Here is a 25,894-nt window from a genome sequence, read left to right on the forward strand (position 1 = left end):
GGAGACGGGGCCTCTTCCGGGTTATAGGCCAAAATGCGTGAACAGCACCACACCCTCTTGTGGTTTAAGTTTCAACGACATACACTGGTGTCATAGCCCTCGCACAGCAACCCTGGGAGACACCATGAACGCCGCAGCCCCCGCCACCACAGACACCATCCTCAACCCCGCCACGACGATGGACGCGGTCACGCTCCACGTCGGCGATCTCGAGAAGATGAGCTCCTACTACGCGCAGGCCCTGGCGCTCACACCGATCGAGGAGCGCACGGCCGGCCGTGAGGTCGTCCGCATCCTGGGCCGCCGCGGCGTTCCGCTGATCCGCCTCATCGCAACCCCGGGGCTGCCCGGCGTCGACCGCCGCCAGGCAGGTCTCTTCCACACCGCGTTCCTCTTCGAGGACGAGGCGTCACTCGCGGCGACCGTCGCCCGGGCCGCCCAGCATCCGGAGAGCCGCTTCGCCGGGTCGAGCGACCACCTGGTCTCCGAGGCGTTCTACTTCACGGACCCGGAGGGCAACGGCATCGAGCTGTACCGCGACCGCCCCCGCTCCGCCTGGACCTACCAGCCCAACGGCGACGTCGACATGGCGTCGCTCTACCTGGATCCCAACGCGTACCTGCAGACGCACCTCACCGAAACGGCACTCACCGACACGGAGAACCACGCCGGCATCATCGGCCACGTGCACCTCCAGGTGGGCGACATCGCCCGCGCCCGCGACTTCTACGTGGGCGCCCTGGGCTTCGAGACCATGGTCGGCACCCACCCCGGGGCGCTCTTCGCCTCAGCCGGCGGCTACCACCACCACGTCGCGATGAACACGTGGAACAGCGCAGGTGCCGGTCCCCGCGCATCCAGCCTGGGCCTCGGCGACGTCGCAATCACGGTCCCGGGCCGTGAGGACCTCGACGCCCTCACCGCACGCCTGGGCGGTACAGGGCTCCAGTCCGCAGACGACGGCGACCGCGTGACGGTCAACGACCCGTGGGGCACCCACGTGACGGTGTCCGTCCCCGGCGCCTCGACGACGGAATCGCTGCTGACGCGGTGATCAGCGGCGTCTGACTTCCTGTGGACGCAGCGGTGACCACGCATGCGAACGGTGAGTGAACCACGCCTCAGCGCCGCATTCTCGTCACCTCCGAGTCACGTGCGCGAATCGTTCCGATCGTCGTTCTTCTCGACATGAAGGCATGTGGTCCGACAGTGCAAAGCATGCGGGTCCTGCCGCCATCCCCCGGTTCCCGCCACGGGGGCCGGACCTGTCGGCGGCCAGGAACCGTTCAGCCGGGCTGTGTTCGGGTGGAGACGCACCGACCACGGTGCACATGCACTCGTGCGACGCACGAAGCCGACCGAGGAGACAGGTGAGTACTATGACGCCCATCGACCGCACTCCCGCAGACTTCGACTCGAGGAACTCCGCCCACACGAAGAGCACCGCCCGCTCATTCAGCCCCGTTCACGCGGCCGGACCCGACGCGAGGGCTCACCGCTCCGCGCTGCGCCGCGGGCTCGGCTCCGCACTCGGCCTCGCAGTGAGCGCCGGACTCGTCGTCGGCGGCCCCGCACTCGCGGCCAACGCCGCGGACGAGGCCCCTGCCCAGTCATCCACGCAGCAGACCGCCGGATCGGTGCCCGCGTCGCAGCAGCAGGCGGCCTCCGACCGGATCTACAGCTCACCAGTACCCGAGGGCACCGGTGCGCCCACCAGCGAGTTCGCGTCGCCTGAGCGCCCCGAGCATGTCGGCACGGACTTCGCCGTCCCGGTCGGGACTCCCGTCTCGTCCGTGTCCGAGGGCACCGTGCTGCGCACAGCGACCACCGGCGAGGGCGGCGCCCTCGACCACCACACCGGCAAGGGCGTCGTCGTCGACCACGGTGTGATCAACGGCGACCGCATGTACTCGTACTACGGCCACCTCGACGAGGTGCAGGTGGAGCCGGGCGACACCGTCGAGGCCGGCACCCAGATCGGGAAGTCCGGCAACACCGGCAACAGCACCGGACCCCACCTCCACCTGGGTGTCTTCATGAACTCCAAGGACCCGAACGGCGCCATCTGGAACGCAGACTCCGGAGTCGGATTCATCGATCCGGTCGACTGGCTGGACCGCAAGGGCGTCGACGCAGGACAGGACGCACCCGTCGAGCCGTGACGCCTCCAGACACCGCCTGCCGCAGAGGATCGGACAGCGAGTGAGTGCAATCCGGCCCCCAGGAATCCTCCCGGGGGCCGGATTGCACTCACTCGCCGATCAGGTTCGGACCTGCCCGATCAGGTTGGGGCCTGCGCTCAGCACTCCACGACATGCCAGCACCCCACGACGTGTCAGCAGACCTGTCAGCACTCCACGACGTTGACGGCGAGGCCGCCCATCGCGGTCTCCTTGTACTTGTCGCTCATGTCCGCGCCGGTGGCCTTCATCGTGGCGATGACCTCGTCGAGGCTCACGTAGTGGTCCCCGTCGCCCCACATCGCCATCTTCGCCGCATTGATCGACTTGCCCGCACCGATCGCGTTCCGTTCGATGCACGGCACCTGGACCAGCCCGGCGATCGGATCGCACGTCAGCCCCAGGTTGTGCTCCATCGCGATCTCCGCGGCGTTCTCCACCTGCTCGACCGAGCCGCCCAAGACCTCCGCGAGGCCGCCGGCCGCCATCGACGAGGCGGACCCCACCTCGCCCTGGCAGCCCACCTCAGCACCGGAGATCGACGCACCCTCCTTGTAGAGCACTCCGATCGCGCCGGCGGTCAGCAGGAACCGCACCGTCGCCTCGTCCCGGGCCGCGTCACCGCCCTCCTGCACCCAGTCCACATAGTTGAGCGCGTAGTGCAGCACGGCCGGGATGATCCCCGCCGCACCGTTCGTGGGCGCGGTGACGACGCGTCCGCCGCTCGCGTTCTCCTCGTTCACAGCCAGGGCGACGAGGTTGACCCACTCCTGGTAGTAGCGGGGATCGCGATCCGGGTCCTCCTCCTTGAGCCGCAGGTGCCAGTCATGCGCGCGCCGGCGCACCGACAGGCCACCGGGCAGGTGCCCCGACCGGTCGAGGCTGTGCGCGGCGCACTCCTCCATCACCTTCGCGATGTGGAGCAGTCCGTCGCGGACCTCCTGCTCCGTGCGGCCCGCGCCCAGTTCGTTCGCGAGCATCACCTGCCAGACCTCCAGACCCTCGCGGTTGGCGATCTCCAGGAGCTCATCCCCGGTCCGGAAGTCGTGCGGCGTCGCAGGCTCCCGCGCGGACTCGCCGGCCTCGGTCCCGAGGACGGCGGCCTCCTCATCGGACTGGGTGACGACGAATCCGCCGCCCACCGAGTAGTAGATCTCGTGGGCCAGCTCCTCGCCCGTCGCAGTCCGCGCCCGCAGCTCGAGCGCATTCGTGTGCCGCTCCAGCACGGTGAGCGGCCGCTGCCGCATGTCTGCGACGGCGAACGGGATCTCCACCCGGTCGCCGAACCGGACGATGCCGGACTCCGCCATCCGTGCGGTGCGCTCGTCCACCTCGTCGGGCAGGACCTCGTCGGGTCGGCACCCCTCGAGTCCCAGCAGGATCGCATCGAACGTGCCGTGTCCCCGGCCGGTGGCCGCGAGCGAGCCGTAGACATCGACCTCCAGGGCTGCGACATCCTCGGTCCGGTCCCCCACGAGGTCGACGAAGCTCGCCGCGGCCCGCATGGGGCCGACGGTGTGCGAGCTGGACGGGCCGATCCCCACTGTGAAGAGATCGAAGACGCTGATGGGCATGATCGCCTCCAAACGCATGGTGTCGACGGGGCCTCTTCGACCCGTCGGGCCGGGACCGCGCAGGTCCCGGCCGGGCCACCTCCGGAGAGGTGGTTGGCACCTCAGGAGAGGTGGTTGGCTTCCGCATAGGCGGCATGGTCCATGAGCGGACCCGCCTCAGTCACCGCGACCTCGAACAGCCATCCCTCGCCGTAGGGATCGGAGTTGAGGATCCCGGGGTTCGCGGACACGAGCTCGTTGACGGCGGTGACCTCGCCGGTGACCGGCGAGTACAGGTCGGACACCGACTTCGTCGACTCCACCTCGCCGCAGGTCTCGCCCGCGGTCACGGTGTCGCCCACCTCGGGCGCCTCGACGAAGACGACCTCGCCCAGCGCGTCGGATGCGACGGCGGTGATGCCGACCTTCACGGTGGTGCCCGCGACGCTCTCAGCGGTCGCGTTCACCCACTCGTGCTCCGCGGAGTAGGAGTAGTCCTTGGGCAGTGCGGGGAGTTCCGCCATGATGGTTCCTCTTTCGATGCAGAAGGGGTGGAGTGTCAGCCGCGCGCGCAGTCAGCGGCACGCTAGTCAGCCGCGCGAGTAGAACGGCAGGTCGACGATGCGGAAGGGGTGCGCCTTGCCGCGGATGTCGACGACCAGTTCGGTGCCCGCACTCGTGTGTGCCTGGTCGACGTAGGCGAGCGCGACGGGATGCCCGAGCGTGGGCGACGGCTGTCCCGATGTCACGGTGCCCACGACCTGGTCGTCGACCAGGACGTCAGCACCGGAGCGTGCGGCACGGCGTCCGTCGGACACGAGTCCCACGAGCTTCCGCGCGGGCTCCGACTCCGTGATCGCTGCGAGGGATTCGCGCGCGAAGAGGTGCTCCCGCTTGAGCGCGTTGAGAGCCATCTTCCCCATGCCGATGTCGACCGGGGTCGTCTCGAGCGTGATCTCGTTGCCGTAGAGCGGCATGCCCGCCTCCAGCCGCAGCGAGTCGCGGGCCGCCAGTCCGCAGGGGGTCAGGTCGATGCCGGCCCGCTCCGCTCCCGCGACCAGCGCGTCCCACACGGGCTCCGCCGCGTCGTTGCCGAGGTAGAGCTCGAACCCGTCCTCGCCGGTGTAGCCGGTCCGCGCCAGCAGCACGTCCTTCTCACCCGCGGCGGTGCTGACGGTGATGCGGGTCCACGCGTAGTACGCGACCTCGCGCACGGCCTGCGCACCCTCGTCGCCTCCGCCCACGACGGTCAGCAGGATCGCCTCGGAGCTGGGCCCCTGCACGGCGACGAGCGACGTGTCCGGCGACTCGTCCGTCACGGTGGCGTCCGCGCCCGGCACCAGCTGGGTGGTGAACTCGCGCTGGCGGGCGGCCAGGGCCTCGGCGACGGCGACGGCGTTGCCTGCGTTCGGCACGACCAGGAACTCGTCGTCGGCCAGGCGGTAGGTGATGAGGTCGTCGAGCACGCCGCCCGATCCGTTCACGATGAGGCCGTACTTCGCACGGCCCACTTTCAGGATCGAGTACTTGGCGAGCAGCGCGTAGTCGAGGAACGCGGCGGCATCAGCGCCCGTGATCCGCACCTCGCCCATGTGGGAGAGGTCGAAGATCCCGGCGGATTCGCGGACGGCCCTGTGCTCGGAGAGCTCGGATCCGTACTTGAGCGGCATGTCCCAGCCGCCGAAATCGGTGAAGGACGCCCCCAGTCGGGCGTGCAGGTCGTGGAGGGCAGTGGTCTCAGTCATCGGTGACTCCTGGTGGTGCGAGGGGATCCGCCGGTCCCCGCCGGCGCCCGAGGTGCCTGCTGGCACCCAGCGCGGGCGGGCTCCCGGCGACGGATGCGGATCAGACGGTCTCGAAGGCCTCCGGCGGCGGGCAGGAGCAGACGAGGTTCCGGTCGCCGTATGCGCCGTCGACGCGGCGGACCGGTGGGAAGAACTTCGTCAGGCGCAGGCCCTGGACGGGGAAGACGGCCCGCTCACGGGTGTATGCGCCGTCCCAGTCGTCCATCACGCAGGTCGCGGTGTGCGGGGAGTTCGCGAGCGGCGACTCCTCGTAGGAGTAGTCGGTGCCGATCGCATCGATCTCCTCCCGGATCGTGAGCATCGCCTCGATGAAGCGATCGATCTCGCCCTTGTCCTCGGACTCCGTCGGCTCCATCATGAGGGTGCCGGCGACGGGGAACGCGAGGGTCGGCGCGTGGAAGCCGAAGTCGATGAGGCGCTTGGAGACGTCCTCTGCGGTGACTCCCGTGCGCGCCGTGAGGGCACGCAGGTCGAGGATGCACTCGTGCGCGACGAGCCCGGTGTCACCCGTGTACAGCGTGGGGAACGCGTCCGCGAGCTTCTTCGACACGTAGTTGGCGGTGAGCAGCGCGGTGCGGGTCGCCTCCGTGATGCCCTCACCGCCCATGAGCCGCATGTACGCCCAGCTGATCGGCAGGACGCCGGCGGAGCCGAACATCGTGCCGCTGATGGGGTCGCCCAGTCCGTCGAACTCGCCCGCGACCAGGCGCGGGTCCGTCGCGTCGCCCGGCAGGTACGGTGCGAGGTGCTCGCGCACCGCGACCGGGCCCACGCCGGGGCCGCCGCCGCCGTGCGGGATGCAGAACGTCTTGTGCAGGTTCAGGTGCGAGACGTCGCCGCCGAACTCGCCCGGCTGCGCCAGGCCCACGAGCGCGTTGAGGTTCGCGCCGTCGACGTAGACCTGACCGCCCGCCTCATGCACCTTCTGGCAGACCGTGCGCACGTCCTCCTCGAAGACGCCGTGCGTCGACGGGTAGGTGATCATGATGCCCGCGAGCGTGTCCGCGTGCTTCTCGAGCTTCGCGTCGAGGTCCGTCAGATCGATCGAGCCGTCCTCCGCGGTCTTGACGACCACGACGTCCAGCCCCGCGAGCACTGCGGATGCGGCATTGGTGCCGTGCGCCGACTGCGGGATGATGCAGACGCGGCGGGCGTCGTCGCCGTTGGCCAGGTGGTAGCGGCGGATCGCCAGCAGCCCGGCGAGCTCGCCCTGGGAGCCGGCGTTGGGCTGCAGCGACACGCGGTCGTAGCCGGTCACCTCGACGAGCAGGTCCTCGAGGTCGCCGATGAGCTCGCGCCAGCCGGCGGACTGCTCGGCCGGGACGTAGGGGTGGATCGAGGCGAACTCGGGCCACGTGATCGCTTCCATCTCCACTGCCGCGTTGAGCTTCATGGTGCAGGAGCCCAGCGGGATCATCGTCCGGTCGAGCGCCAGGTCGCGATCCGCCAGCTTGCGCATGTAGCGCATGAGCTGGGTCTCCGAGCCGATCGAGCGGAAGATCGGGTGGGTGAGGAACTCCGTGGTGCGGTGGAGGTCCGTCGTCCAGGCCGGGGCGGCGATCGCGGCATCCCCGAACGCGCCCTCGCCCGCGGCGTCGAAGGACGCCTCGTCGATCGTCTCAGTCGCTCCCAGCGCGCCGAGCACCGCGTTCGCATCAGCGACGGTGTGCGGCTCGCCGAAGCTCACGGCGACGGTCGTGGAATCGATGCGGCGGATGTTCACGCCCGCCTCATCGGCGGCACGGACTGCGGCATCGGCGTCCGGGACGGTCAGCGCGACGGTGTCGAAGAACTCCGCGTCGTCGCCGCCGGCCAGCGACGTGCCGTCGACCGAGACGACTGCGGCGGCGAAGGAGGTCGCCAGTCGGTGGACGCGCGACGCGATGCGGCTGAGGCCCACGGGTCCGTGGTAGACGGCGTAGAAGCTCGCCACGACCGCCAGCAGCGCCTGCGCGGTGCAGATGTTGCTCGTCGCCTTCTGCCGGCGGATGTGCTGCTCGCGCGTCTGGAGCGCCAGGCGGTAGCCGGGCTTGCCGTCCTTGTCGTAGCTCACGCCCACGAGGCGGCCGGGCAGCTGGCGCTGCAGGCCCGACTTCACGGCCATGAAGCCTGCGTGGGGGCCGCCGAAGAACAGGGGGACGCCGAACCGCTGGGCGGAGCCCACCGCGATGTCGGCGCCCTGCGAGCCGGGGTCCTTGAGCAGTGTGAGAGCGAGGAGGTCCGCTGCGAAGGTGACGAGCGCGCCGCGCTCCTTGGCACCTGCGATCGCGTCGTCGAAGGAGCGGATGCGGCCGGAGGTGCCGGGCTGGGCGACGACGATGCCGAACACCTCTTCGCCCACGAGGCCCCGGGAGAGGTCCTCGACGCGGACGGTGAAGTCCATCGCACGGGCACGTGCGCGGACCACGGCGATCGACTGCGGGTGGAGCTCGGAGTCGAGCACCACGGTCGATCCCTTCTTCGAGGCGCGGCGCATGAGCAGGACGGCCTCTGCGACCGCAGTTGCCTCGTCGAGGAGCGAGGCGTTCGCGATGTCGAGTCCCGTGAGGTCCTGGACCGCGGTCTGGAAGTTCAGCAGGGCCTCGAGGCGGCCCTGGCTGATCTCCGGCTGGTACGGGGTGTAAGCGGTGTACCAGGCAGGGTTCTCCACGACGTTGCGGCGGATGACCGCCGGGGTGGTCGTGTCGTGGAAGCCCTGCCCGATCATCTGGACGCGCATCGTGTTCTTCGCGGCGAGCTCACGCAGCCGTGCGAGAGTCTCGCGCTCCCCCATCGGAGCGTAGGTGAGCGGATCCGCCTGTGCGATGCTCGCCGGCACGGCCTCGGCGGCCAGCGCCTCGAGCGAGTCGTAGCCCAGCTCTGCGAGCATCTCCTGCGTCTGCGAAGCGCGCGGACCGATGTGCCGGTCAGCGAAGGGGCGGGGTGCGTCTCCCCGTGCCGCACTCACGTGCGACAGTGCGGCGGCCGCATCAGGGGTCCGGGTTTCAGCGCCTGCGGTCATCGAGGATCTCCTCCGTCGGGTGCGTCCATCACGGGGACGGACACTGATCGGTTCGTCCTCCCCGCTCTGTCGACGTCCTGCACTGCCCGTCCGGATCTCTCCGGACGCACGGTCAGCCCGCTTCAGAGTCGCCTGCACATCGCGGTACTGGGCCTGAGAGTTTCCCGGGGAGGGATTGCACCTACGGCGCCGCCTGAGCGGCTCTCCCACGCTGTGTCGTATCGGCGTATCTGGAATACAGGATAGGCGACGGGGCACCGGACTGGCCACCCCTCGTGCGTCAGCCGGGTCGCACGGCCCACGTGTCAGCCGGGTCGCACGGCCCACGTGTCAGCCGGGCTGGAAGGCGCTGATCAGCTGGTTGACGCCGAGCACCAGGAAGATCAGCGTGATGAGCACGAAGACGACGTTGAGGATCCAGCCGTTGCGCCACTCCTTCGGCATGTGCCTGCCGTTGAGCAGGAACAGGAGCGTGACCGCGAGGAACGGCATGAAGAAGGATCCGAGCACGCCGTAGGCGATGATGATGCCGACCGGCTTGCCCAGCAGGAGCAGCAGCATCGGCGGGAACGTGAGCCACAGGACGTAGAACTTGTAGTACTTCCCGCCCGAGCGGCGGGCCGGATGGTCCTCCGGCCGCTTCCGCACGCGGCCCCAGAAGTCCGCGAACATGATCGACACGCCGTTCCACACGCCCAGGATGGACGAGAACGATGCCGCCCAGAAGCCGATGAGGAACAGGTGGCCGACGAACGCCCCGTATTCGGCGGCGAGCACATCGGACAGCTGGACCAGGCCCTCGTCACCGGATTCGATCGCGATGTTCGCCGAATGCAGCAGCTCCGCACCGATGATGAGCATCGCGATGACGAAGACGCCGGAGAGGACGTAGGCGAAGCCGTTGTCGATCCGCATGACCTTCATCCACTTCGGCGTGTACCAGCCCTTCTCCTTGAGCCAGTAGCCGTAGGCCGCGAGCGTGATCGTCCCGCCCACGCCGCCGGCGATGCTCAGGGTGTAGATCAGACCGCCCTCCGGGATGGTCGGGATCAGGCCCTGGAGGGCGTCGAGCAGGTTCGGGGCGGCGAAGGCGGCGGATCCCACGACCGTGACGAACATGAGGCCGACGAAGAACGCGACGACCTTCTCCAGCGCGTGGTACCTGCCGAACCAGACGAGCGCGGCGCCCACGAGCCCGGAGAAGATCGCGTACGCGATGAAGGGGATCTGCGGGAAGACGGTGTAGATCGGCAGTGCTGAGGCGGACATCGCGGTCGCGCCGTACACGAAGCCCCACACCAGGATGTACGGGCCGAAGTAGACGGACGTCCACTTCCCCAGGCGCCGCCAGCCCTCGAAGATCGAGTGACCGGTGGCCAGCGACCAGCGTCCCGCCCCCTCCACGAGGAAGATCTTGATGATGACGCCCGCGACCGCCGCCCACAGGAGTGCGTAGCCGTACATGGATCCGGCCACGAGCGTCGCGATGAGGTCACCGGCTCCGATGCCGGTCGCCGCGACGACGAGGCCCGGCCCGAGGACCCTCCACTTCGGCTTCTCACCGGGCGCGATGTCGTCGGCGCGTGCCGTGTCGGAGGTGTCGTGGTCGTGCGGGGAGCCCTCGCCCGCCTGCTCGTCCGTCATACGGGCAGTCTACAGAATGTGGCCTGCGACACAGAGGTCGATACCGCCGATCACGCCCCTCGCACCCGGCCCCTCACACGCGCCCCCCACACGCGCCCCTCACACCCGGGCGAAGGCGACCTCGCCGGCGACAGCGGTGAGGTGGACGGTCGCGTCGCGCACCGCCTCGGCGTGCTCGAACAGCGCCTCCTCGCTCGCGTACTCGCCCGTCACCCCGCTGCCGCCGTCGGCTCGCAGGGGGTCGACGTCCACCGCGATGAGGTCGGCGGCCATGCCGGGGGCCAGCGTGCCCACGGTCCCTTCCAGTCCGGCCGCATACGCCGCCCCCGAGGTGTGGGCCGCGATCGCGTCCCATGCCGGGATCCGCCGGCCGGGCTCGAACGTCGTCGACGGATCGCCTCCGAAGTCAGCACGGGTCATCGCGGCGTAGATCGCGGCGAACGGGTCGGTCGGCTCGACGGGGCCGTCCGAGCCGAAGGCGACCGGAGCACCTGCTGCGAGCAGGTCCTTCCACGCGTAGGCCGCCAGCCGCGGATCCGGCCTGAGGGAGTCCAGCAGGTGCAGGTCGGAGATGCAGTGCCGCGGCTGCATCGACGCCACGATGCCCATCTGCGCGAAGAGCCGGACCTCCTCCGGCCTGACGAACTGCGCATGCTCGATGCGGTGGCGCAGGGGCCTGTCGTACCGGGCCTCCGCCTCACGGGACGCGGCGCGGGTGCGGGAGAAGGCCCTCAGCACGTGGTGGTTGGCCCGGTCGCCGATCGCGTGGACCGCCAGGCTGATGCCCGCCTGGAGCGCCTCCGTGATCTGCTCGACGAGCAGATCCTCGCCCGCGATCGGCAGACCGTAGTTGGGGAGGTGGTCCTCGCCCGGGCGCGTGGGGAACGGATCGGTCATGTACGAGGTCTGCGATCCCAGCGCTCCGTCGGAGAACAGCTTGAGTCCGCCGCGGACGAACCATCCGTCGCGCGCCGGATCGTCCCACGAGAGCGCCGGCTCCGGCATCCCCGTGGGGCTCGTGCGCCTCCGCCCCACCTGGTCACCCGTCCGCCAGCCGACGGCCCGCGCCCATTCGAGCTCGTCGAGACGGAGGTACTTGACGACGCGCATCAGCAGCCCGTCGTTGGCGCGCAGCGCGTCCCACGCCTCCTGCGACGCCGCCCCGTCGATGTCGTGGACCCCGGTGAGACCCTCCGCCAACCATTTCCGCTGCGCCATGCGCATGTTCTGCGCGCGCTGATCGAGGGAGAGCGCCGGCATCGCGCGCTCAGCGATCGTGGCGGCATCCTCGCGCAGGATGCCCGTCGCACGCCCGCTGCCGTCACGGACGATCTCGCCGCCCACCGGATTGGGGGTGTCGTCGTGGATACCTACAGCCTCGAGTGCGGCGCCGTTGAGCCAGAGCGTGTGGTAATCGATCGACCAGAGGGCGACCGGTCGGTCCGGCACAGCTTCATCCAGCAGCCCGCGATCGGGCTGGTATGAGCCGCCGCGGCCCATGTCCCACGTGTTCGAGTCCCATCGGCCGCCGGTGACCCATTCGCCCGGAGGAAGGGTCGCGGCGTGGGCGGCGACGGTGTCCACAGCGGCACGGAGGCTGCGCACCTGGCGGATGTCGACCTCGGAGATGGTGCTCGCGGTGGACACCGCGTGGAGGTGAGCGTCGACGAAGCCGGGGAGCACGATGCGACCCTCGAGGTCGACCTCGTCGACCGGCGCCGCACCCGCGCGATCGCGCAGTTCGTGCGCGGACCCGACGGCGACGACACGGCCGTCGCTCACGAGCACGGCCTCGGCGGGATCGCCGGCCTCGGCAGCCTCGGCAGCCTCGGCGACCTTCGACGAACCAGCGAATGCGTGCACGCGCCCGTTCGCGAACAGGCGGTGGATTCCGGGGGCGCCGGGGGTGCGGGAGGAGTCGACCGTGTGCATGGTGCCATCGAACCACAGGCGCGCGCGGCCCGCGCTGCGACGTCCGGATCTGCCGCGGATCCGCATGTGGACTGGATCTCACTTACGATAGATGAGCTTTACCTAATCCCATTCTGTGTGCACACTGTGTAGGTGAGGCTTGGCTCACTACGAGCTGACTTCCCATTCGATGCGCTGCGACCCGCCATCCGGCCCGACGCGCATCGGATCCCACACACCGCACAGAGGAGCACCCCCATGCACAGACCGAACGTCCGTCTCACCGCCGTCATCGCCTCCACCGCCGCACTCGCGCTGGGGCTCACCGCCTGCGGGTCGGGCGACGCCGGCGGCGCATCAGCTGAGGCCGCATCCGGCGAGTCCGAGACCGTGACGATCGAGGCGAACGGCGGGTCCGTCGACGTGCCCTCCCCCGCCCAGAGCGTCGTCGCCCTGGACAACCGCACGTTCAAGCTCCTCGACGACTGGGGCGTGGAGCTGTCCGGCGGCGCCGTCTCGCTCATGCGCGCGGACCTGTCGTACAAGGACGACGAGAGCATCCTGGACATCGGCAGCCACCGCGAGCCGAACCTGGAGAACATCGTCGCCGCAGAGCCGGATCTGATCATCTCCGGCCAGCGCTTCGCGCAGTACGACGCGGACATCGCGGACCTCGCGGAGGCACCGATCGTCAACCTCGACCCGCGTGAGGGCGAGGACTTCGGCGACGAGCTCAAGCGCCAGGTGACCACCCTGGGAGAGGTCTTCGACAAGCAGGACGAGGCGCAGGCGCTGGTAGACGACTACGACGCCGCCGTCGAACGCGTCTCGGCCGCCTACGACGCGGACGAGACGGTCATGAGCGTCATCACCTCCGGCGGCGACATCAACTACGCCGCGCCCACGGCCGGACGCACGCTGGGGCCCGTCTACGACTCGCTCGGCCTGACCCCCTCGCTCGAGGTGGACGACGCCTCCAGCGGCGACCAGGGCGACGACATCTCCGTCGAGGCGATCGCGGACTCGAATCCCGACTGGATCCTCGTCATGGACCGCGACGCGGGTGTCAGCGCGAACTCCGGTGAGGAGTACACCCCCGCACAGGACCTCATCGCCGATTCCGCCGCCCTGCAGAACGTGACGGCCGTGGAGGAGGAGAACATCGTCTACATGCCCGAGTACACCTACCTGGATGAGAGCCTCCAGACCTACACCGAATTCTACGAGTCGGTGGCAGACGCGATGGAGCAGGGCAACTGACCTCGCAGCCCTCACCGCAGAGCTCGGCAGCGGGCCCGGCGCCGGACGTCACGTCCGGCGCTGGGCCCGCTCACCCGCCTGCCCACGCGTCTGCGCGCCCGCCTGCGCGCGGAGATGCCGGTCGGTCGCAGCGCGGCCACCGCCTCTTCACCTGGCCGATGGCCATCGGGCTGCTCGTGACCGCGGCACTCGTGGTCACGAGCCTGTTCGTCGGCGAGTACGACGTCCTGGGCGCCGAGGACGGTGCGCAGATGTTCGGCATCACCCGCATCCCGCGCACCGTCGCGCTCGTGCTCTCAGGTGCCGCGATGGCGATGTGCGGCCTGGTCATGCAGATGATCACCCAGAACCGCTTCGTCGAGCCCACGACGACCGGCACGACCGAGTGGGCGGGCCTGGGACTGCTGGCCGTCATGATCCTCGCACCCGATTCGCCGCTGGTCGTCAAGATGATCGCGGCCGTCGTCTCCGCCTTCATCGGCACCATGATCTTCTTCGCGTTCCTGCAGCGCGTCACCCTGCGGTCATCGATCATCGTCCCGATCGTCGGCATCATGCTGGGCGGGGTCGTCGGCGCCGTGTCCACGTTCTTCGCGCTCCAGACGAACATGCTCCAGAGCCTGGGCATCTGGTTCGCCGGCTCCTTCACCGGCATCATCCAGGGCCAGTGGGAGCCGCTCCTGGTGGTCGTCATCGTGGTCGTCGCGGTCTTCATCGCCGCGGACCGCTTCACCGCCGCCGGCCTGGGCGAGGAGTTCGCCACGAACATCGGCCTCAACTACCACATGGTGGTGCTGCTGGGCACCGGCCTCATCGCGATCGCGACCGGCATCGTCACCGTCGTCGTGGGCAACCTGCCGTTCCTGGGCCTCATCGTCCCGAACATCGTGTCGATGTTCCGCGGAGACGACCTGCGCTCGAACCTGCCGTGGGTAGCCCTCGTGGGCATCTGCACCGTCACCGTCTGCGACCTCATCGGCCGCACGATCATCTCGCCGTTCGAAGTGCCGGTCTCCCTCCTGCTCTCCGTGGTCGGGGCGATCGTCTTCATCGCACTCATCGTCAGGAGGCGCTGACGTGACCGCTCATCACATGCGCACCACGTCCCGGCTGCACGCGGATGCCGCAGAGGCCGCACACGCCGAGGCTGTCCGGCACGACCTGACACAGACCAGGCCCGAGGCGACGGCGGACCGCGAAGCTGCCGCGCCCGCGGCCGGGGCCGGATCAGAGGCCGGGGCCGGGTCGGAGGCCGGGGCCGGGTCGGAGGCCGGCGTCGGGTCGGAGGCCGGCTCTGCCGAGGCGCCCCGGGCCTCGGCGGCGGCGAGGTCGGGTCCTGCAGGATCCAGCTCCCCCGCGCCCAGCCGCACGGACCACGATCGCGCGGACCGAGGCCGCACGTCCCGAGACCGGCAGTCCGGGCCGCTGCCGGGCCGGCGCGCGCATAAGCGGTACTGGCTGATCTTCTCCGCTCTGTGCGTGCTCGCGGTGCTCATCACGTTCGGCAGCCTCGCTTATGAGAACCCGATGCCGGTGGGCTCTCGGGGCTTCTGGCTCATCGCAGAGATGCGCACGACGAACCTCGTCGTCGTCCTCGTCGTGGCCTTCTGCCAGGCGATCGCGACGGTCGCCTTCCAGACGGTCACGAACAATCGGATCCTCACCCCCTCGATCATGGGGTTCGAATCGCTCTACCGCCTGGTCCAGACCGGCGCGGTCTTCTTCATCGGGGCAGCCGGCCTCGTCGCCGTCACGGGCCTGTGGCAGTTCCTGCTGCAGATCGCGCTCATGGTCGGCTTCGCCGCGGCCCTCTACGGCTGGCTGCTGGCCGGGCGCGGAGGGAACCTGCAGGTCACCCTGCTCGTGGGCATCGTGCTGGGCGGCGGCTTGGGCGGTCTGGCGACGTTCATGCAGCGCCTGCTCACGCCCAGCGAGTTCGACATCCTCACCGCCCGCCTCATCGGCTCCATCGCGAACGCGGACACCTCCTACCTGGGCGTGTCGATCGTCCTCGCCGGAACCGCCGGCGGCCTGCTGTGGGCGAAGGCCGGCACCCTCAACGTCCTGTCCCTGGGGCGGGAGACCGCGGTGAACCTGGGTGTGAACCACCGGCGACAGCTCATCATCGTCCTGCTGCTGGTGTCCGTGCTCATGGCCGTGTCCACCGCGCTCGTGGGCCCCATGACGTTCCTGGGCTTCCTCGTGGCGATGATCGCCTACCAGCTCGCGGACACCTACGACCACCGGCTGGTCTTCCCGATCGCGTGGCTCACCGGCTTCGTCGTCCTGGCGGGCTCGCACTTCGTGCTCAAGCACCTCTTCTACGCGGAGGGATCCGTCGGCATCATCATGGAGGTCGTCGGCGGAACCTTCTTCCTCGTGTACATCCTGCGAAAGGGCCGACTGTGATCACTCTGAGCACCGTCCTGCGCCGCTACACCTCCGACGTGGCGATCGGGCCCGTCGACCTGGAGATCCCGCCGGGCGGCATCACCGCCATGGTCGGGCCGAACGGGGCGGGCAAATCGACGCTGCTGACGATGATCGGCCGCCTCATGGGCATGGACGCCGGCACCATCACGGTGGGCGGCCTCGACGTGTCGAAGACTCCGTCGAAGGAGCTGGCGCGGAAGGTGTCCATCCTGCGCCAGGAGAACCACTTCGTCGCACGCCTCACCGTCCGCCAGCTGGTGGGCTTCGGCAGATACCCCCACTCGAAGGGCCGCCTCACCGTCGATGACGAGCGGCGGATCAGCGAGGCGATCGACTTCCTGCACCTGGGCGATCTGGAGACCCGCTACCTCGACGAGCTGTCGGGCGGGCAGCGGCAGCGCGCCTACGTCGCGATGGTGCTGGCCCAGGACACCGAGTACGTCCTCCTGGACGAGCCCCTCAACAACCTCGACATGCAGCATTCGGTGCAGATGATGAAGCACCTGAAGCGGGCAGCGGTGGAACTGGGCCGCACGATCGTCATCGTGCTCCACGACATCAACTTCGCAGGCCACTACGCGGATCACATCTGCGCGCTCAAGCACGGGGAGATCGTGGCGTTCGGGACTCCGGAGGAGATCATGGTCCCGGACACCCTGTCATCGATCTTCAACACACCGATCGATGTGATCGACGGCCCCCGGGGCCTGCTCGCCTGCTACTACTGACGGACGATGCGGGGCCCGTGGTGGCCGAGTCGATGCGCAGGCCACTGTCATCCTGTCATCTGCCGACCGGTCCACGGCTGCCGACCGGTCCACGGCTGCCGACCGATCCCGTCACGGTCCTCGCAGACCCGCTCGGTCAGCCGTGGGCCAGCAGGAACTCGAAGCGCTCGCGGGTGTCCGCGACGACCGTGAGTTCCGCCGCGGGCCCCCGCATATGCTCGTCACCGCCCGAGCCGCCGGCGGACGGCGGTCCGGCGGGGGCCTCGGCGTCGTCGGGTTCTGCTCCTGGGGCTGCGGCCGCGCCCGGGACTGCTGCGGCTGGAACCGCGATCGACGCGCCGGTGTCCTCTCGCAGGAAGGCATCCGCGCGCCGGTGCACGAACCGTCCGGCGCATTCCGCGATGTACGCCCCGCCGGCGAAGTCGTAGACGCCCAGTCCGCGCTCGTAGTAGGCGTTCACACGCCCCTCGGCCGCCATGCAGAGATCGATCGCGGCGGATCCGCAACGGCGGATGTCATCGAACCGGGTCATCACCCGGCCGAGCGCCGCGTGCTGCTGGGCACGACGGTCAGCCGCGTAGCCGAATCCGGTCGCGACCACGCGCCCGGTGGTGGGTGCGCTGCTTCCCGTCAGCGGCCGCACCGGCGTGCTCGGATCGGTGAGGGCGGACAGCGGAGCGACCCAAGCGGCACCCGCCCGCGCGAACCAGACGCGATCGAGCAGCGGTGCCGCCACGAGTCCCGCGACCCATCCGACGTCCGGGGATCCGGGTCCGGCGGACTGGAGGCGGGCTCCCGCGGAGAAGCAGTAGTGCTCGATCCCGCGGACGAAGTTCACGGTGCCGTCGATCGGGTCGATGTGCCACTCGACCGTGTCCGGGTCACCGTCTGGGGCTGCGCTCTGCGCGGTTCGGGCGGCGTGCGTGAGGATCGACTGGATCTCATCGCCCGCGGGGTGATCCGCAAGCGACAGTGCTTCCGACCCCTCCTCGCCCACGACGGCGTCCTCCGGTCGCAGCAGCCGCAGGTGGTGGCGGACCAGCGCCTCGATCTCCGCATCAGCCTCGGTGACGAGATCGTTCTTCCCGTCCTTCGAGCTGACCGATATGGGACTCAGTTCGTCAGCCCACGCCGCCATGCGGTGCGTGGCGATGACCGCGGCTTCACGTGCGGAGTCGAGGAGGGGGTCGCGGAAGAGGATGCTCACCGCTTCATCGTTGCACACGTCCTCTCACGTGACGTGCACTCAGACTGGCAGCGAACTCAGACTGGCGACGTACTCAGGCCGACGCACTCAGAGCGCGGTAGAAGGAGTCACCTGTGATGTGCCGGGGCCACCACTGCCGGCGGCGCCCGAGCCTCCCGGCTGCGAGTGGTCGTCGTCACCGGTGATGGCGGCGATAGCTCCAGCGGGCGCCCCGACCGAGGAGGCACCGCGGTCCTCCGGATCCGATATCGAGGCGGCGTTGTCTCCACCTGCGGAGTCCTGGTCTCCTGTCGCAGGGTCCTGGACTCCGTCGACCGACGTCAGCTGCACCTTGCGGTGGCGGCGCACGATCTCCTGGACGGCCTGTGATGACGTCCCCACCGCGTCTGCGATGGACGCATACGTCACCCCGGATTCGCGCGCATCGACGATCGCCGTCACGTACGCGTCGTTGATGCGCGTCCGTTGACGGGCGACCCTCCGCACAGCCGTCAGCACCGACTTCTGCTCTGCGGTGAGTGCTCGCGTCCTTCTCGCCATGTGAATCGACCTCGTGGTGGGCAAGCCTTCGCGGCAAGCCGGATAGTTCGTGGGCTGGAATCAGTGACCCACAGAGCGTTTCATTCCCCGAACCTCGTGCAGGTCGTACGCAGTCATCGTAGTACGCGGTGCCGGTCGTCCGGCTTCCCTGGCGACAGTCACGCGCTTCAGGCGTCGACTGTTACCGAGACGTGACACCATGGCCATCCTCTATGCTTCCACACGTCACTGTGCGGACACTCACATAGGCGTGTGCGCAGCCTCCACGTCCTGCGGGGAGAGGCACCCGAAGTCCCGTGGGGAAGGCACCCGACAGGCGGGCCGCGCAGATCATCACAGGGCCGCGCAGGTGTGCGACGATGGGCCTCACACAGCCGCATAGCGCCCCTGCACTGCCGCAGGGGGAGCGTCGGACGCTTCCGCCCGACCCGCCACGCCCCGTCAGAAGGAGTCACTGTGAACGGTGCCGATTCCCTCCTCGCCGCGCTCGAGCACAATGGCGTCACCACGTGCTTCGCGAACCCCGGGACCTCCGAGATGCACTTCGTCGCCGCTCTGGACGAGACTCCGGCCGTCCGCGGCATCCTGGGTCTCTTCGAGGGCGCCGTCACGGGCGCCGCCGACGGGTACGGGCGGATGGCCGACCAACCCGCCGCCACGCTCCTCCACCTGGGACCGGGGCTGTCGAACGGGCTGTCGAACCTGCACAACGCGCTGCGGGCCCATTCGCCGGTCGTCAACGTGATCGGCGACCACGCGAGCTACCACCGCGACCTCGATGCCCCGCTGACCAGTGACATCGAGGGCACAGCGCGCCCGTTCTCGCACTGGGTGCGCACGTCCGTCGACGAGCACGCCCTCTCCTCCGACGTGGCCGACGCCGTGACGGTCGCCCGCCGCGGTCAGGTCGCCTCGCTCATCCTGCCCGCTGACGCGGCGTGGAATGAGCTGCCCGCAGCGGTCAGCCCGACGACCGCGCAGCCCGCACCGCTCCCCGTCGTCGATGAGCTCGCCGTCGAGTCCGCCGCACGTGCCCTGGTCGAGGCTGGCTCGCGCGGCGCCATCCTCATGGGCGGCCGCACTCCGCGCGAGGACGCACTCGACGCGGCCGGACGGATCGCCACGGCGACGGGCGCCACGGTGCTCACCTCGACCTTCTCCCCGCGCGTCACCCGCGGCGCCGGCCGATACGCTGCGATGAAGGTCCCGTACGCGGTCGACCCGGCACAGGAGCTGTTCGCCCAGTTCGACACGATCGTGCTGGTGGGTGAGAAGCCGCCCGTGGCGTTCTTCGCGTACCCCACGAAGCGAAGCACCCTGTATCAGCCGGGCACCCGATTCATCGATCTGACTCCTGAGACGCCGCGCGCGGACATCCCCCTCACCGCGGTGCTCGACGCGCTGCCGGAGGTGGTGCGGGCGAGGGCCGCGTCAGTGCAGCTGGCGGACATGGCGCTGCCGCAGCGGCCCACCGGTGCGATCACCGCGGAGAAGCTCGGTACGTTCATCGCCGAGGCGATCCCGGAGAACGCGATCGTCGTCGACGAATCGATCACGACCGGCTGGAACTTCAATGCGGCGACCGTCGGCGCCCGCCCGCATGACTGGATCAACGTGACGGGCGGTTCCATCGGCTGGGCGATGCCCGTCGCCCTGGGAGCCGCGATCGCCTGCCCCGACCGCAAGGTCGTCACCTTCGAGTCCGACGGTTCCGGCATGTACATGCCCCAGACGCTGTGGACGCAGGCGCGTGAGGGCGTCGACGTCGTCACCCTGATCCTGGCGAATCGCAAGTACCAGATCCTGCGGAACGAGATGTCGAATGTGGGCGTCGACGTCGTCGGCGACACCGCGGCGAAGCTCCTCGACATCGATCGGCCGACGATCGACTGGGTGTCGATCGCGCGCGGCTTCGGGGTCCCGGCGGAGCGTGCGGAGACGATGGAGGAGCTGGGTGCCGCGTACGACCGCGCACTGGCGACCGAAGGACCGGCACTCATCGAGGTCGTGCTCTGAGGCACGCGGGGCGCCGCTCACCCGGCGCCTCCCCGCTGGCCCTCGTCGCGTTCCTCCCCGCTGGCTCCCTTCGCACTTCTCCCCGCTGACCCCCTTCGTCGAGTGAGTGCAAACCGGCCCCAGACCCGGCGTTCGGGGACCAGGTTGTACTCACTCGCTGGAGAAGGACCGGGCTGCCCACCGCCACAGGGGGGAATATGGCCCTCAGGAATAGGCGCTCAGGAACGGGCACTCCGCGGTTGCGGGGTCAGTGCGCGCTCGGAAAGCGGAGAGTTCCCGCACGCAGCGCCGCGAACCGCTCGGTCAGAACGCCGATCAGCTCCACGAGTCCGGTCCTCTTCGTGAGCCGTTCGACGAAGTAGCCGGCTGAGCGGAAAGCGTTCGCACGCTCGATGTCGGCCTCCACCTGCCACCTGTTCGTGCGATGCTGCTCTCCCTCGTACTCGATCGCAGTGCGGATGTCCTCGTAGAGAAGATCCGGCGTCAGGTGACGCCGCAGCTCCGCGATCCACACCGCTCGGCCCACAGCCGGTTCGGGAAAGCCCCAGTCGACGAGGTCGAGCCGGATCTCCGACTCTCGCGGCGATCCGGCACCCGGCCGAGCCCTCGCCCGTGCGTTGCGCAGCTTCCGTGCACCGCGTCTCCCCGGGTTCTCCCTCATATGCCGGTCGATCTGCTCCAGCGCGACCGGTGAGCCTCTCCACGGACCGATGAGGGCGTCGATCGCGACCACGAGGTCGCGTTCAGCCAGGAGCGGGGCCAGCTGCATCACTGTCTGGAGGTGGCCGGTCACCTCCACCCCGCCGGTCGTGACCGACGGCTCGGTGAGCGAACCGCGATGGCCGTGGGCGCCTCGGGCCTGGACTGCGTTCGTCACCGGGCTCAGGACATGGATCGGCGCGTGTCTGCCGCGGAGGTGGGACGGCAGTGGGATCCCGAGGAGTTCCGCCGCAGACGTATGCGATCCGATGGCGTCGGGCCGCAGTGTCTGCAGCGCGGCCAGCCGGGACCGGACGGCGAACCATTGCGGCTCTGCCCAGCCCGGGTGCTCCACCGTCTCCGTTGTCCGCGATGACAGTCGGACACCGTAGTGGGGCGCCCGCATGCTGTCCCCCGCCAGCGCTTGAGCCCGGGTGAGGCCGGCACCGCTGGGGTCGTCGACCCCGAAGACCAGCGGCACCTCGGACTTCTCAGTCGTATTCCGCGTATATGAGGGAAGGTCGGGGTCGTGCGGATCCGTCCCGGCCGTCACGATCGGCACCCGCGCCGCGTGGTCGGCGAACGTCGGAGCGCTGCGGCGGGTGCGGGGCCTGCGTTGCTTCGGCATGGCCACAGTCTGCGGTGCTTCCTGTGCGGCCTGGGACGGGACAGGATTCCTGTGGATGACGGTGAAGCTGGGATCCGGAACTGTGACCTGCAGTCGACGGCAATCCGGGGACGGGCACCCACACCCACCGGCACGGCGTCGAGTGAGTGCAAACCGGCCCCTGATCAGGCGTGAGTGGACCAGGTTGTACTCACTCGACGCCGGGGGTGTGTGAGAGGGCGCTCCAGACGACTCATGTGAGGACACGAGGAGCCAGACCCGTCAGGATCTGGCTCCTCGTGTCCTCACTCGGCGCGAATAAGGGTGAAGATGTCAGGGGGAGAAGGACCGCGTCGCCATCAGTCGCGGACGGGGCCGACCGTCCACTTCGGCAGATCCTGGCCCGTCCAGGCAGGCGGGACGTCCTCACCGGACTCCTCGTCGATCTCCGCATCCTCAGCGGTCGGGTGGATGCGCCCCTGCGCGTGGTGCACCGGCGAGTAGATCGAGTACAGGCGCAGCGGCTCCGATCCCGTGTTGATCACGTCGTGCCACACACCCGCCGGCACCTGGATCGACCAGTCATCCGAGACGTCCTGCTGGAAGTTCAGCTGATCCTCCGCGGGCCCCATGACGCAGCGTCCCTCACCGGCCTCGATGCGGAGGAACTGATCATTCTCGTCGTGCACCTCGAGACCGATCGACTCCCCCACGGGGATCGACATGAGCGTGACCTGCATGTGGCGGCCCGTCCACACGACCGTGCGGTAGTTCTCGTTCTCGACGGTCGCCTCTTCGATGTTGAAGGCGTTGGGGTTGGGGCCGTTGTCGATGATGTCCATAGAGTGCATTCCTCCCTGTCGATACGTCCGATACGTCGGGGCGCCGGAACCGATTCCGGAGGCCGGACGACAGTCCTCGTATGTGAGAACCCTAGCCGTCCGAACCGCGCGCCGACAGGGAGGGACGCCTATCCTCAGACCGCGGTGTCCCTAACCTAAGACCGCAGTGTCCCTAACCTCACACTGCGGTGTCGAGCCCCTTCTCCCGCAGCCGTTCGCGCTGGCTGGGATTGGTGGAGGGGCGGAACGGCATCGCGACGACCTCGGCCGCCACCGGCACCCCGGGCTCGTCGGCGTACTCGTCCGGGAGCCACACCCACAGCTCGGTGCCCAGCGCGGTGTCGCGCAGCGGCACGTAGCCCATCGCGATGTTGTTCTCGAGCTCCGGCGAGTACCAGGGCGAGGTCACGTATCCGATCGGCTCGCCGTGCTGCTGCTCGCTGATCAGCCAGAAGTCAGGCGCGTAGTCGTCGATCGGCCGGCCTCCCAGCTTCAGTCCCACCAGCTGCAGCGAGTACGGCGGCCGCCCGTCCTCGATCTCATTCCGCGCGGCCTCGAGCGCTTCCTTCCCGATGTACTCCCCTGCCTTCTTCCGCGGGACCTGGTAGGCGAGGTTCACCTGGAACGGGAGGGTCTCCGCATCCATGTCCTGGCCCCACGACAGGATGCCCGCCGCGATCCTGCGGTGGTGCGCCGGCGCCACGACCCGCAGACGGTGCGCCGCGCCCACCTCGAGGATCGCGCTCCACAGAGTCTCCGCGTTGAGAGTGGAGTCCTGCAGATAGATCTCATAGCCCTTCTCTCCGGAGAACCCGGTCTGGGAGATGATCACCTCACAGCCGCGGATCGTCGCCGCCATGAGCCCGTAGCTGGGAATCTCCGCGACCGCGTCGCCCACGAGGTCGATCATGAGGGCGAGCGACTTCGGCCCCTGGATCTGCACCGGCGAGACATCGATCTCCGCTATGTCGACGTCGAACCTCCACCCGACGTTCACGCCCTGCAGCCAGAGCATGAGGTCGGAGTCCGACAGGCTGAACCAGAACTCGTCCTCCGCCACCCGCAGCAGGACGGGGTCGTTGAGGATGCCGCCCGCCTCGTTGCAGAGGATCACGTACCGGGCCCGCATGACCGGGATCTTCGTGGCGTCGCGCGTGATCACCCGGTCGACGAACGACTCCGCGTCCGGGCCCGTGACCCGGATCTGCCGTTCGACGGCGACGTTCCAGAGCGTCACGTCGTTCACGAGTGAGTCGTACTCGACCATCATCCCGCCCTCGTCGGGACGGACGTAGCCGCGCGGGTGGTACATCCGGTTGTAGACGGAGGCGCGCCAGCAGCCGTGCTGCATCGACAGGGCCCAGTACGGAGACTTCCGCACACGGGTGTCGATGAGCATCTCCACGGGAGTCGGCCCTGACTGCCGGAGATTGATGGGAACCAGCCGGTCGCGCTGGTCGATGGACGGGACGTTGAAGTTCATGGCATCCTCCTCAGCGAGTTCTGCCCTCCGGGAGTTCTGTCCCACATCCCGGGCTTATATCATAGAGTTCTGGACTACCTGCGGACAAGAGACTGTTCCCGCACGACGAACCGCAGGTTTCCAGCATGGACAGGACCCACGGGTCCGCGGCGACAATGGGATCCCCGGTGAAGGGAGAATCCGATGACCGGCGACACGAGCACCATCGCCCGCCTCCTCCGCACGGCGCGGCTGGAAGTCCTGCCCACCGATTCGATCACCGCCGAGGTCCGGGCCCACGCACCGCAGCACCGCACCGTCACGATCACCGCGTCGGAGAGCCTGGGGCTCGACGCGACCCTCGCCGTCGCCTGCGCACTCCGCGCCGACGGCCGTCGAGTGGCCCCCCACCTCGCCGCACGCATGGTGTCGGGCCGCTCGCACCTCGAGGACATCGTCGACCGCCTGCACGCAGCCGGCGTCGACGCCGTGTTCGTCCCCGGCGGCGACGCGACCCCGGGGCCGGGCGCCTACACGTCCTCACTCGCACTGCTGCGCGACCTCGAGCAGATGGACCACCCGTTCCGCGACATCGGCGTCGCCGCCTATCCGGAGTCGCATCCGACCATCCCCGACGCCGAGGTCGTCCGGGCTCTGGCGGACAAGCATCCGTTCGCGACGGAGATGGTGAGCAACCTCTGCTTCGACCCGGACGCGCTCAGTGCATGGATCCGCTCTGCACGGGATCGGGGGACCGCCCTGCCCCTCTGGCTGGGCGTCCCCGGCCGCGTGGACGCCGCCCGCCTGGCGAGGGTGGGGGCGCGCATCGGGGTGGGCCAGTCGCTGCGGTTCCTCAAGGGGAAGCTCGGGACGATCACGCGTCTCGTCACCCCCGGCGGCGTCGACACGCACCGTCTGCTCACCCGGATGAGCGGCACGCTGGACGATCCGACGTCACGGATCGCGGGGCTCCACCTCTACACGTTCAACCAGGTGGAGCTAACGGAGGCGTGGCTGCACGACACCGGCGGCTGACAGCGCGGCCGAGGCCCCGCACGAACCTGAGACCGCCTCGCGGCCGAGGCCCGCGACTCACTCCCCGACTCACTCCCCGCGAGCGGGAAGCTTCGCCAGACCGCGCGACAGCAGATCCGCCTCACGGACCAGGAGACGACCGAACTCCTCGATGCGCTCCGTCATCCGCACCGCCGGCCCGGAGATGCCGATCGCCGCGAGCACGGCCCCGCCCTGCCCGCGCACCGGTGCCGCGACCGCGTCGAGTCCCAGCTCGAAGTCACCGTGCGTGATCGCGAAGCCGCGGGTCCGGATGAGCGCGGCGTCCTCCACGACGCTGGCCTCTGACAGCACCACCCCGTCAGAGCAGCGGGTCAGCGATCCCTTCGGCAGCTCCAGCGGACCGAACGCGCTCAGCACCATCCCCAGCGCGGAGCAGTGGATCGGCACATCGATGTCGACCCAGTTCGCGGCACCCAGCACGTAGGTCGAATCGACCTGAGCCACGTGGACCACGCGCCCCCCGCTGGGCAGACCCAGGTTGACCGTCTCCCCCGTCTTCTCCCCGATCCGCTCGAGGGTGGGGGTCGCGGCGGCGGCGAGCGCCTCGGTCCTGTCGAAGCGCGCGGCGTACGCGGCGAACAGAGCGCCGCCCCGGTAGGCACCGTCCGGCATCCGCTCGAGCAGCCCGTTGTCATGCAGCGAGGCGAGCAGGCGCGACACCGTCGAGCGCGCCATGCCGGAATGCTCGACGACATCCGTGAAGGACACCGGCGCCGGGGCATTGATGACGAACATCAGGAGCGCGGCGGCCCTGTCGATCGATTGCGTGCCCTGGCCCATCGGTTCCTTCCACCTTGTCCTCTGTGGACTGGACCACAATCATACGACCGACGCCGAGGTGCCGGACCCCTCGGAGGGGTCCGGCACCTCGGCGTCGGTCGCTGTACCGGTCACCGCGCCGGGCTGGGAGGCGATGCCTCCGTCAGCCG

General features: G+C 69.3%; 20 protein-coding genes and 1 riboswitch. Of the genes, 8 read left to right on the forward strand and 12 right to left on the reverse strand.

The features are described from left to right. Positions 1–124: 124 nt before the first annotated feature. Both FM105_RS00705 and FM105_RS00710 read left to right on the forward strand, forming a co-directional pair. Positions 125–1,054 (forward strand): VOC family protein, encoded by a 930-nt coding sequence (locus FM105_RS00705; RefSeq protein WP_087003188.1) that lies wholly within the window; start codon positions 125–127, stop codon positions 1,052–1,054. A 325-nt stretch (positions 1,055–1,379) separates the two neighbouring features. Then, positions 1,380–2,162 carry a M23 family metallopeptidase gene (locus FM105_RS00710; RefSeq protein WP_256970164.1) on the forward strand — a complete coding sequence of 261 codons (783 nt, stop codon included), beginning with the start codon at positions 1,380–1,382 and terminating at the stop codon, positions 2,160–2,162. A gap of 185 nt (positions 2,163–2,347) precedes the next feature. Here the strand turns inward: FM105_RS00710 and FM105_RS00715 are convergent, their stop codons facing one another. The 6 genes from FM105_RS00715 to FM105_RS00740 all read right to left on the reverse strand — a co-directional run bounded on the left by FM105_RS00715 (position 2,348) and on the right by FM105_RS00740 (position 12,115). Continuing rightward, entirely contained in the window at positions 2,348–3,754 is a 1,407-nt protein-coding gene (locus FM105_RS00715; RefSeq protein ID WP_087003196.1) for an L-serine ammonia-lyase, read from the reverse strand. Positions 3,755–3,855: 101 nt separating this feature from the next. After that, positions 3,856–4,257 (reverse strand): glycine cleavage system protein GcvH, encoded by a 402-nt coding sequence (gcvH, locus tag FM105_RS00720; RefSeq protein ID WP_087003199.1) that lies wholly within the window; start codon positions 4,255–4,257, stop codon positions 3,856–3,858. A 66-nt stretch (positions 4,258–4,323) separates the two neighbouring features. Continuing rightward, positions 4,324–5,478, reverse strand: a complete 1,155-nt coding sequence (gene gcvT / locus FM105_RS00725) for a glycine cleavage system aminomethyltransferase GcvT (protein WP_087003202.1) — start codon at positions 5,476–5,478, stop codon at positions 4,324–4,326. A 100-nt stretch (positions 5,479–5,578) separates the two neighbouring features. Beyond that, positions 5,579–8,539, reverse strand: coding sequence for an aminomethyl-transferring glycine dehydrogenase (gcvP, locus tag FM105_RS00730; protein WP_087003205.1), 2,961 nt, complete (start codon positions 8,537–8,539; stop codon positions 5,579–5,581). A 132-nt stretch (positions 8,540–8,671) separates the two neighbouring features. Next, a riboswitch (glycine riboswitch) is annotated at positions 8,672–8,758 on the reverse strand. 111 nt (positions 8,759–8,869) lie between these two features. Beyond that, complete coding sequence (locus FM105_RS00735) at positions 8,870–10,183, reverse strand: Nramp family divalent metal transporter (RefSeq protein ID WP_087003208.1); 1,314 nt, start codon at positions 10,181–10,183, stop codon at positions 8,870–8,872. 99 nt (positions 10,184–10,282) lie between these two features. Further along, positions 10,283–12,115: an amidohydrolase gene (locus FM105_RS00740; RefSeq protein ID WP_087004215.1), complete on the reverse strand. Its 1,833-nt coding sequence runs from the start codon at positions 12,113–12,115 to the stop codon at positions 10,283–10,285. A gap of 237 nt (positions 12,116–12,352) precedes the next feature. On the opposite strand from FM105_RS00740, the gene FM105_RS00745 reads away from it, so the two are divergent. The 4 genes from FM105_RS00745 to FM105_RS00760 all read left to right on the forward strand — a co-directional run bounded on the left by FM105_RS00745 (position 12,353) and on the right by FM105_RS00760 (position 16,515). Next, positions 12,353–13,354 (forward strand): siderophore ABC transporter substrate-binding protein, encoded by a 1,002-nt coding sequence (locus FM105_RS00745; protein WP_087003211.1) that lies wholly within the window; start codon positions 12,353–12,355, stop codon positions 13,352–13,354. Positions 13,355–13,512: 158 nt separating this feature from the next. Then, entirely contained in the window at positions 13,513–14,430 is a 918-nt protein-coding gene (locus tag FM105_RS00750; RefSeq protein WP_087003214.1) for an ABC transporter permease, read from the forward strand. 1 nt (position 14,431) lies between these two features. Next, positions 14,432–15,763 (forward strand): iron chelate uptake ABC transporter family permease subunit, encoded by a 1,332-nt coding sequence (locus FM105_RS00755; protein ID WP_306298542.1) that lies wholly within the window; start codon positions 14,432–14,434, stop codon positions 15,761–15,763. Beyond that, positions 15,760–16,515 (forward strand): iron ABC transporter ATP-binding protein, encoded by a 756-nt coding sequence (locus FM105_RS00760; RefSeq protein ID WP_087003216.1) that lies wholly within the window; start codon positions 15,760–15,762, stop codon positions 16,513–16,515. Before FM105_RS00755 ends, FM105_RS00760 begins: the two co-directional genes overlap by 4 nt. A gap of 136 nt (positions 16,516–16,651) precedes the next feature. On the opposite strand, the gene FM105_RS00765 is transcribed toward FM105_RS00760, so the two are convergent. Both FM105_RS00765 and FM105_RS00770 read right to left on the reverse strand, forming a co-directional pair. Next, on the reverse strand, positions 16,652–17,722 hold the full coding sequence (locus FM105_RS00765; protein ID WP_101601711.1) for an inositol monophosphatase family protein: 1,071 nt from the start codon (positions 17,720–17,722) through the stop codon (positions 16,652–16,654). An 87-nt stretch (positions 17,723–17,809) separates the two neighbouring features. Continuing rightward, the gene (locus FM105_RS00770) at positions 17,810–18,262 is read right to left on the reverse strand and encodes a hypothetical protein (protein WP_087003222.1); all 453 of its coding nucleotides are present in this window, start codon (positions 18,260–18,262) and stop codon (positions 17,810–17,812) included. A 456-nt stretch (positions 18,263–18,718) separates the two neighbouring features. Here FM105_RS00770 and FM105_RS00775 point away from each other — a divergent pair, with 456 nt between their 5' ends. After that, positions 18,719–20,278, forward strand: a complete 1,560-nt coding sequence (locus FM105_RS00775) for an acetolactate synthase large subunit (RefSeq protein ID WP_087003225.1) — start codon at positions 18,719–18,721, stop codon at positions 20,276–20,278. 247 nt (positions 20,279–20,525) lie between these two features. Here FM105_RS00775 and FM105_RS00780 read toward each other — a convergent pair whose 3' ends face one another. From FM105_RS00780 to FM105_RS00790, 3 genes are all read right to left on the reverse strand, one after another. Continuing rightward, on the reverse strand, positions 20,526–21,605 hold the full coding sequence (locus FM105_RS00780; RefSeq protein ID WP_087003228.1) for a hypothetical protein: 1,080 nt from the start codon (positions 21,603–21,605) through the stop codon (positions 20,526–20,528). A 338-nt stretch (positions 21,606–21,943) separates the two neighbouring features. Further along, positions 21,944–22,426 carry a cupin domain-containing protein gene (locus FM105_RS00785; protein WP_087003231.1) on the reverse strand — a complete coding sequence of 161 codons (483 nt, stop codon included), beginning with the start codon at positions 22,424–22,426 and terminating at the stop codon, positions 21,944–21,946. Positions 22,427–22,604: 178 nt separating this feature from the next. Then, positions 22,605–23,909 carry a glycine cleavage T C-terminal barrel domain-containing protein gene (locus tag FM105_RS00790; RefSeq protein WP_087003234.1) on the reverse strand — a complete coding sequence of 435 codons (1,305 nt, stop codon included), beginning with the start codon at positions 23,907–23,909 and terminating at the stop codon, positions 22,605–22,607. Positions 23,910–24,092: 183 nt separating this feature from the next. On the opposite strand from FM105_RS00790, the gene FM105_RS00795 reads away from it, so the two are divergent. Next, positions 24,093–24,923, forward strand: a complete 831-nt coding sequence (locus tag FM105_RS00795) for a methylenetetrahydrofolate reductase (RefSeq protein WP_087003238.1) — start codon at positions 24,093–24,095, stop codon at positions 24,921–24,923. Between the two features lie 69 nt (positions 24,924–24,992). Here the strand turns inward: FM105_RS00795 and FM105_RS00800 are convergent, their stop codons facing one another. Beyond that, positions 24,993–25,745 carry an IclR family transcriptional regulator gene (locus tag FM105_RS00800; protein WP_087003241.1) on the reverse strand — a complete coding sequence of 251 codons (753 nt, stop codon included), beginning with the start codon at positions 25,743–25,745 and terminating at the stop codon, positions 24,993–24,995. Between the last annotated feature and the right edge of the window lie 149 nt (positions 25,746–25,894).

The organism is Brevibacterium yomogidense (assembly GCF_900163715.1).
GTDB classification, from domain to species: Bacteria; Actinomycetota; Actinomycetes; order Actinomycetales; family Brevibacteriaceae; genus Brevibacterium; species Brevibacterium yomogidense_A.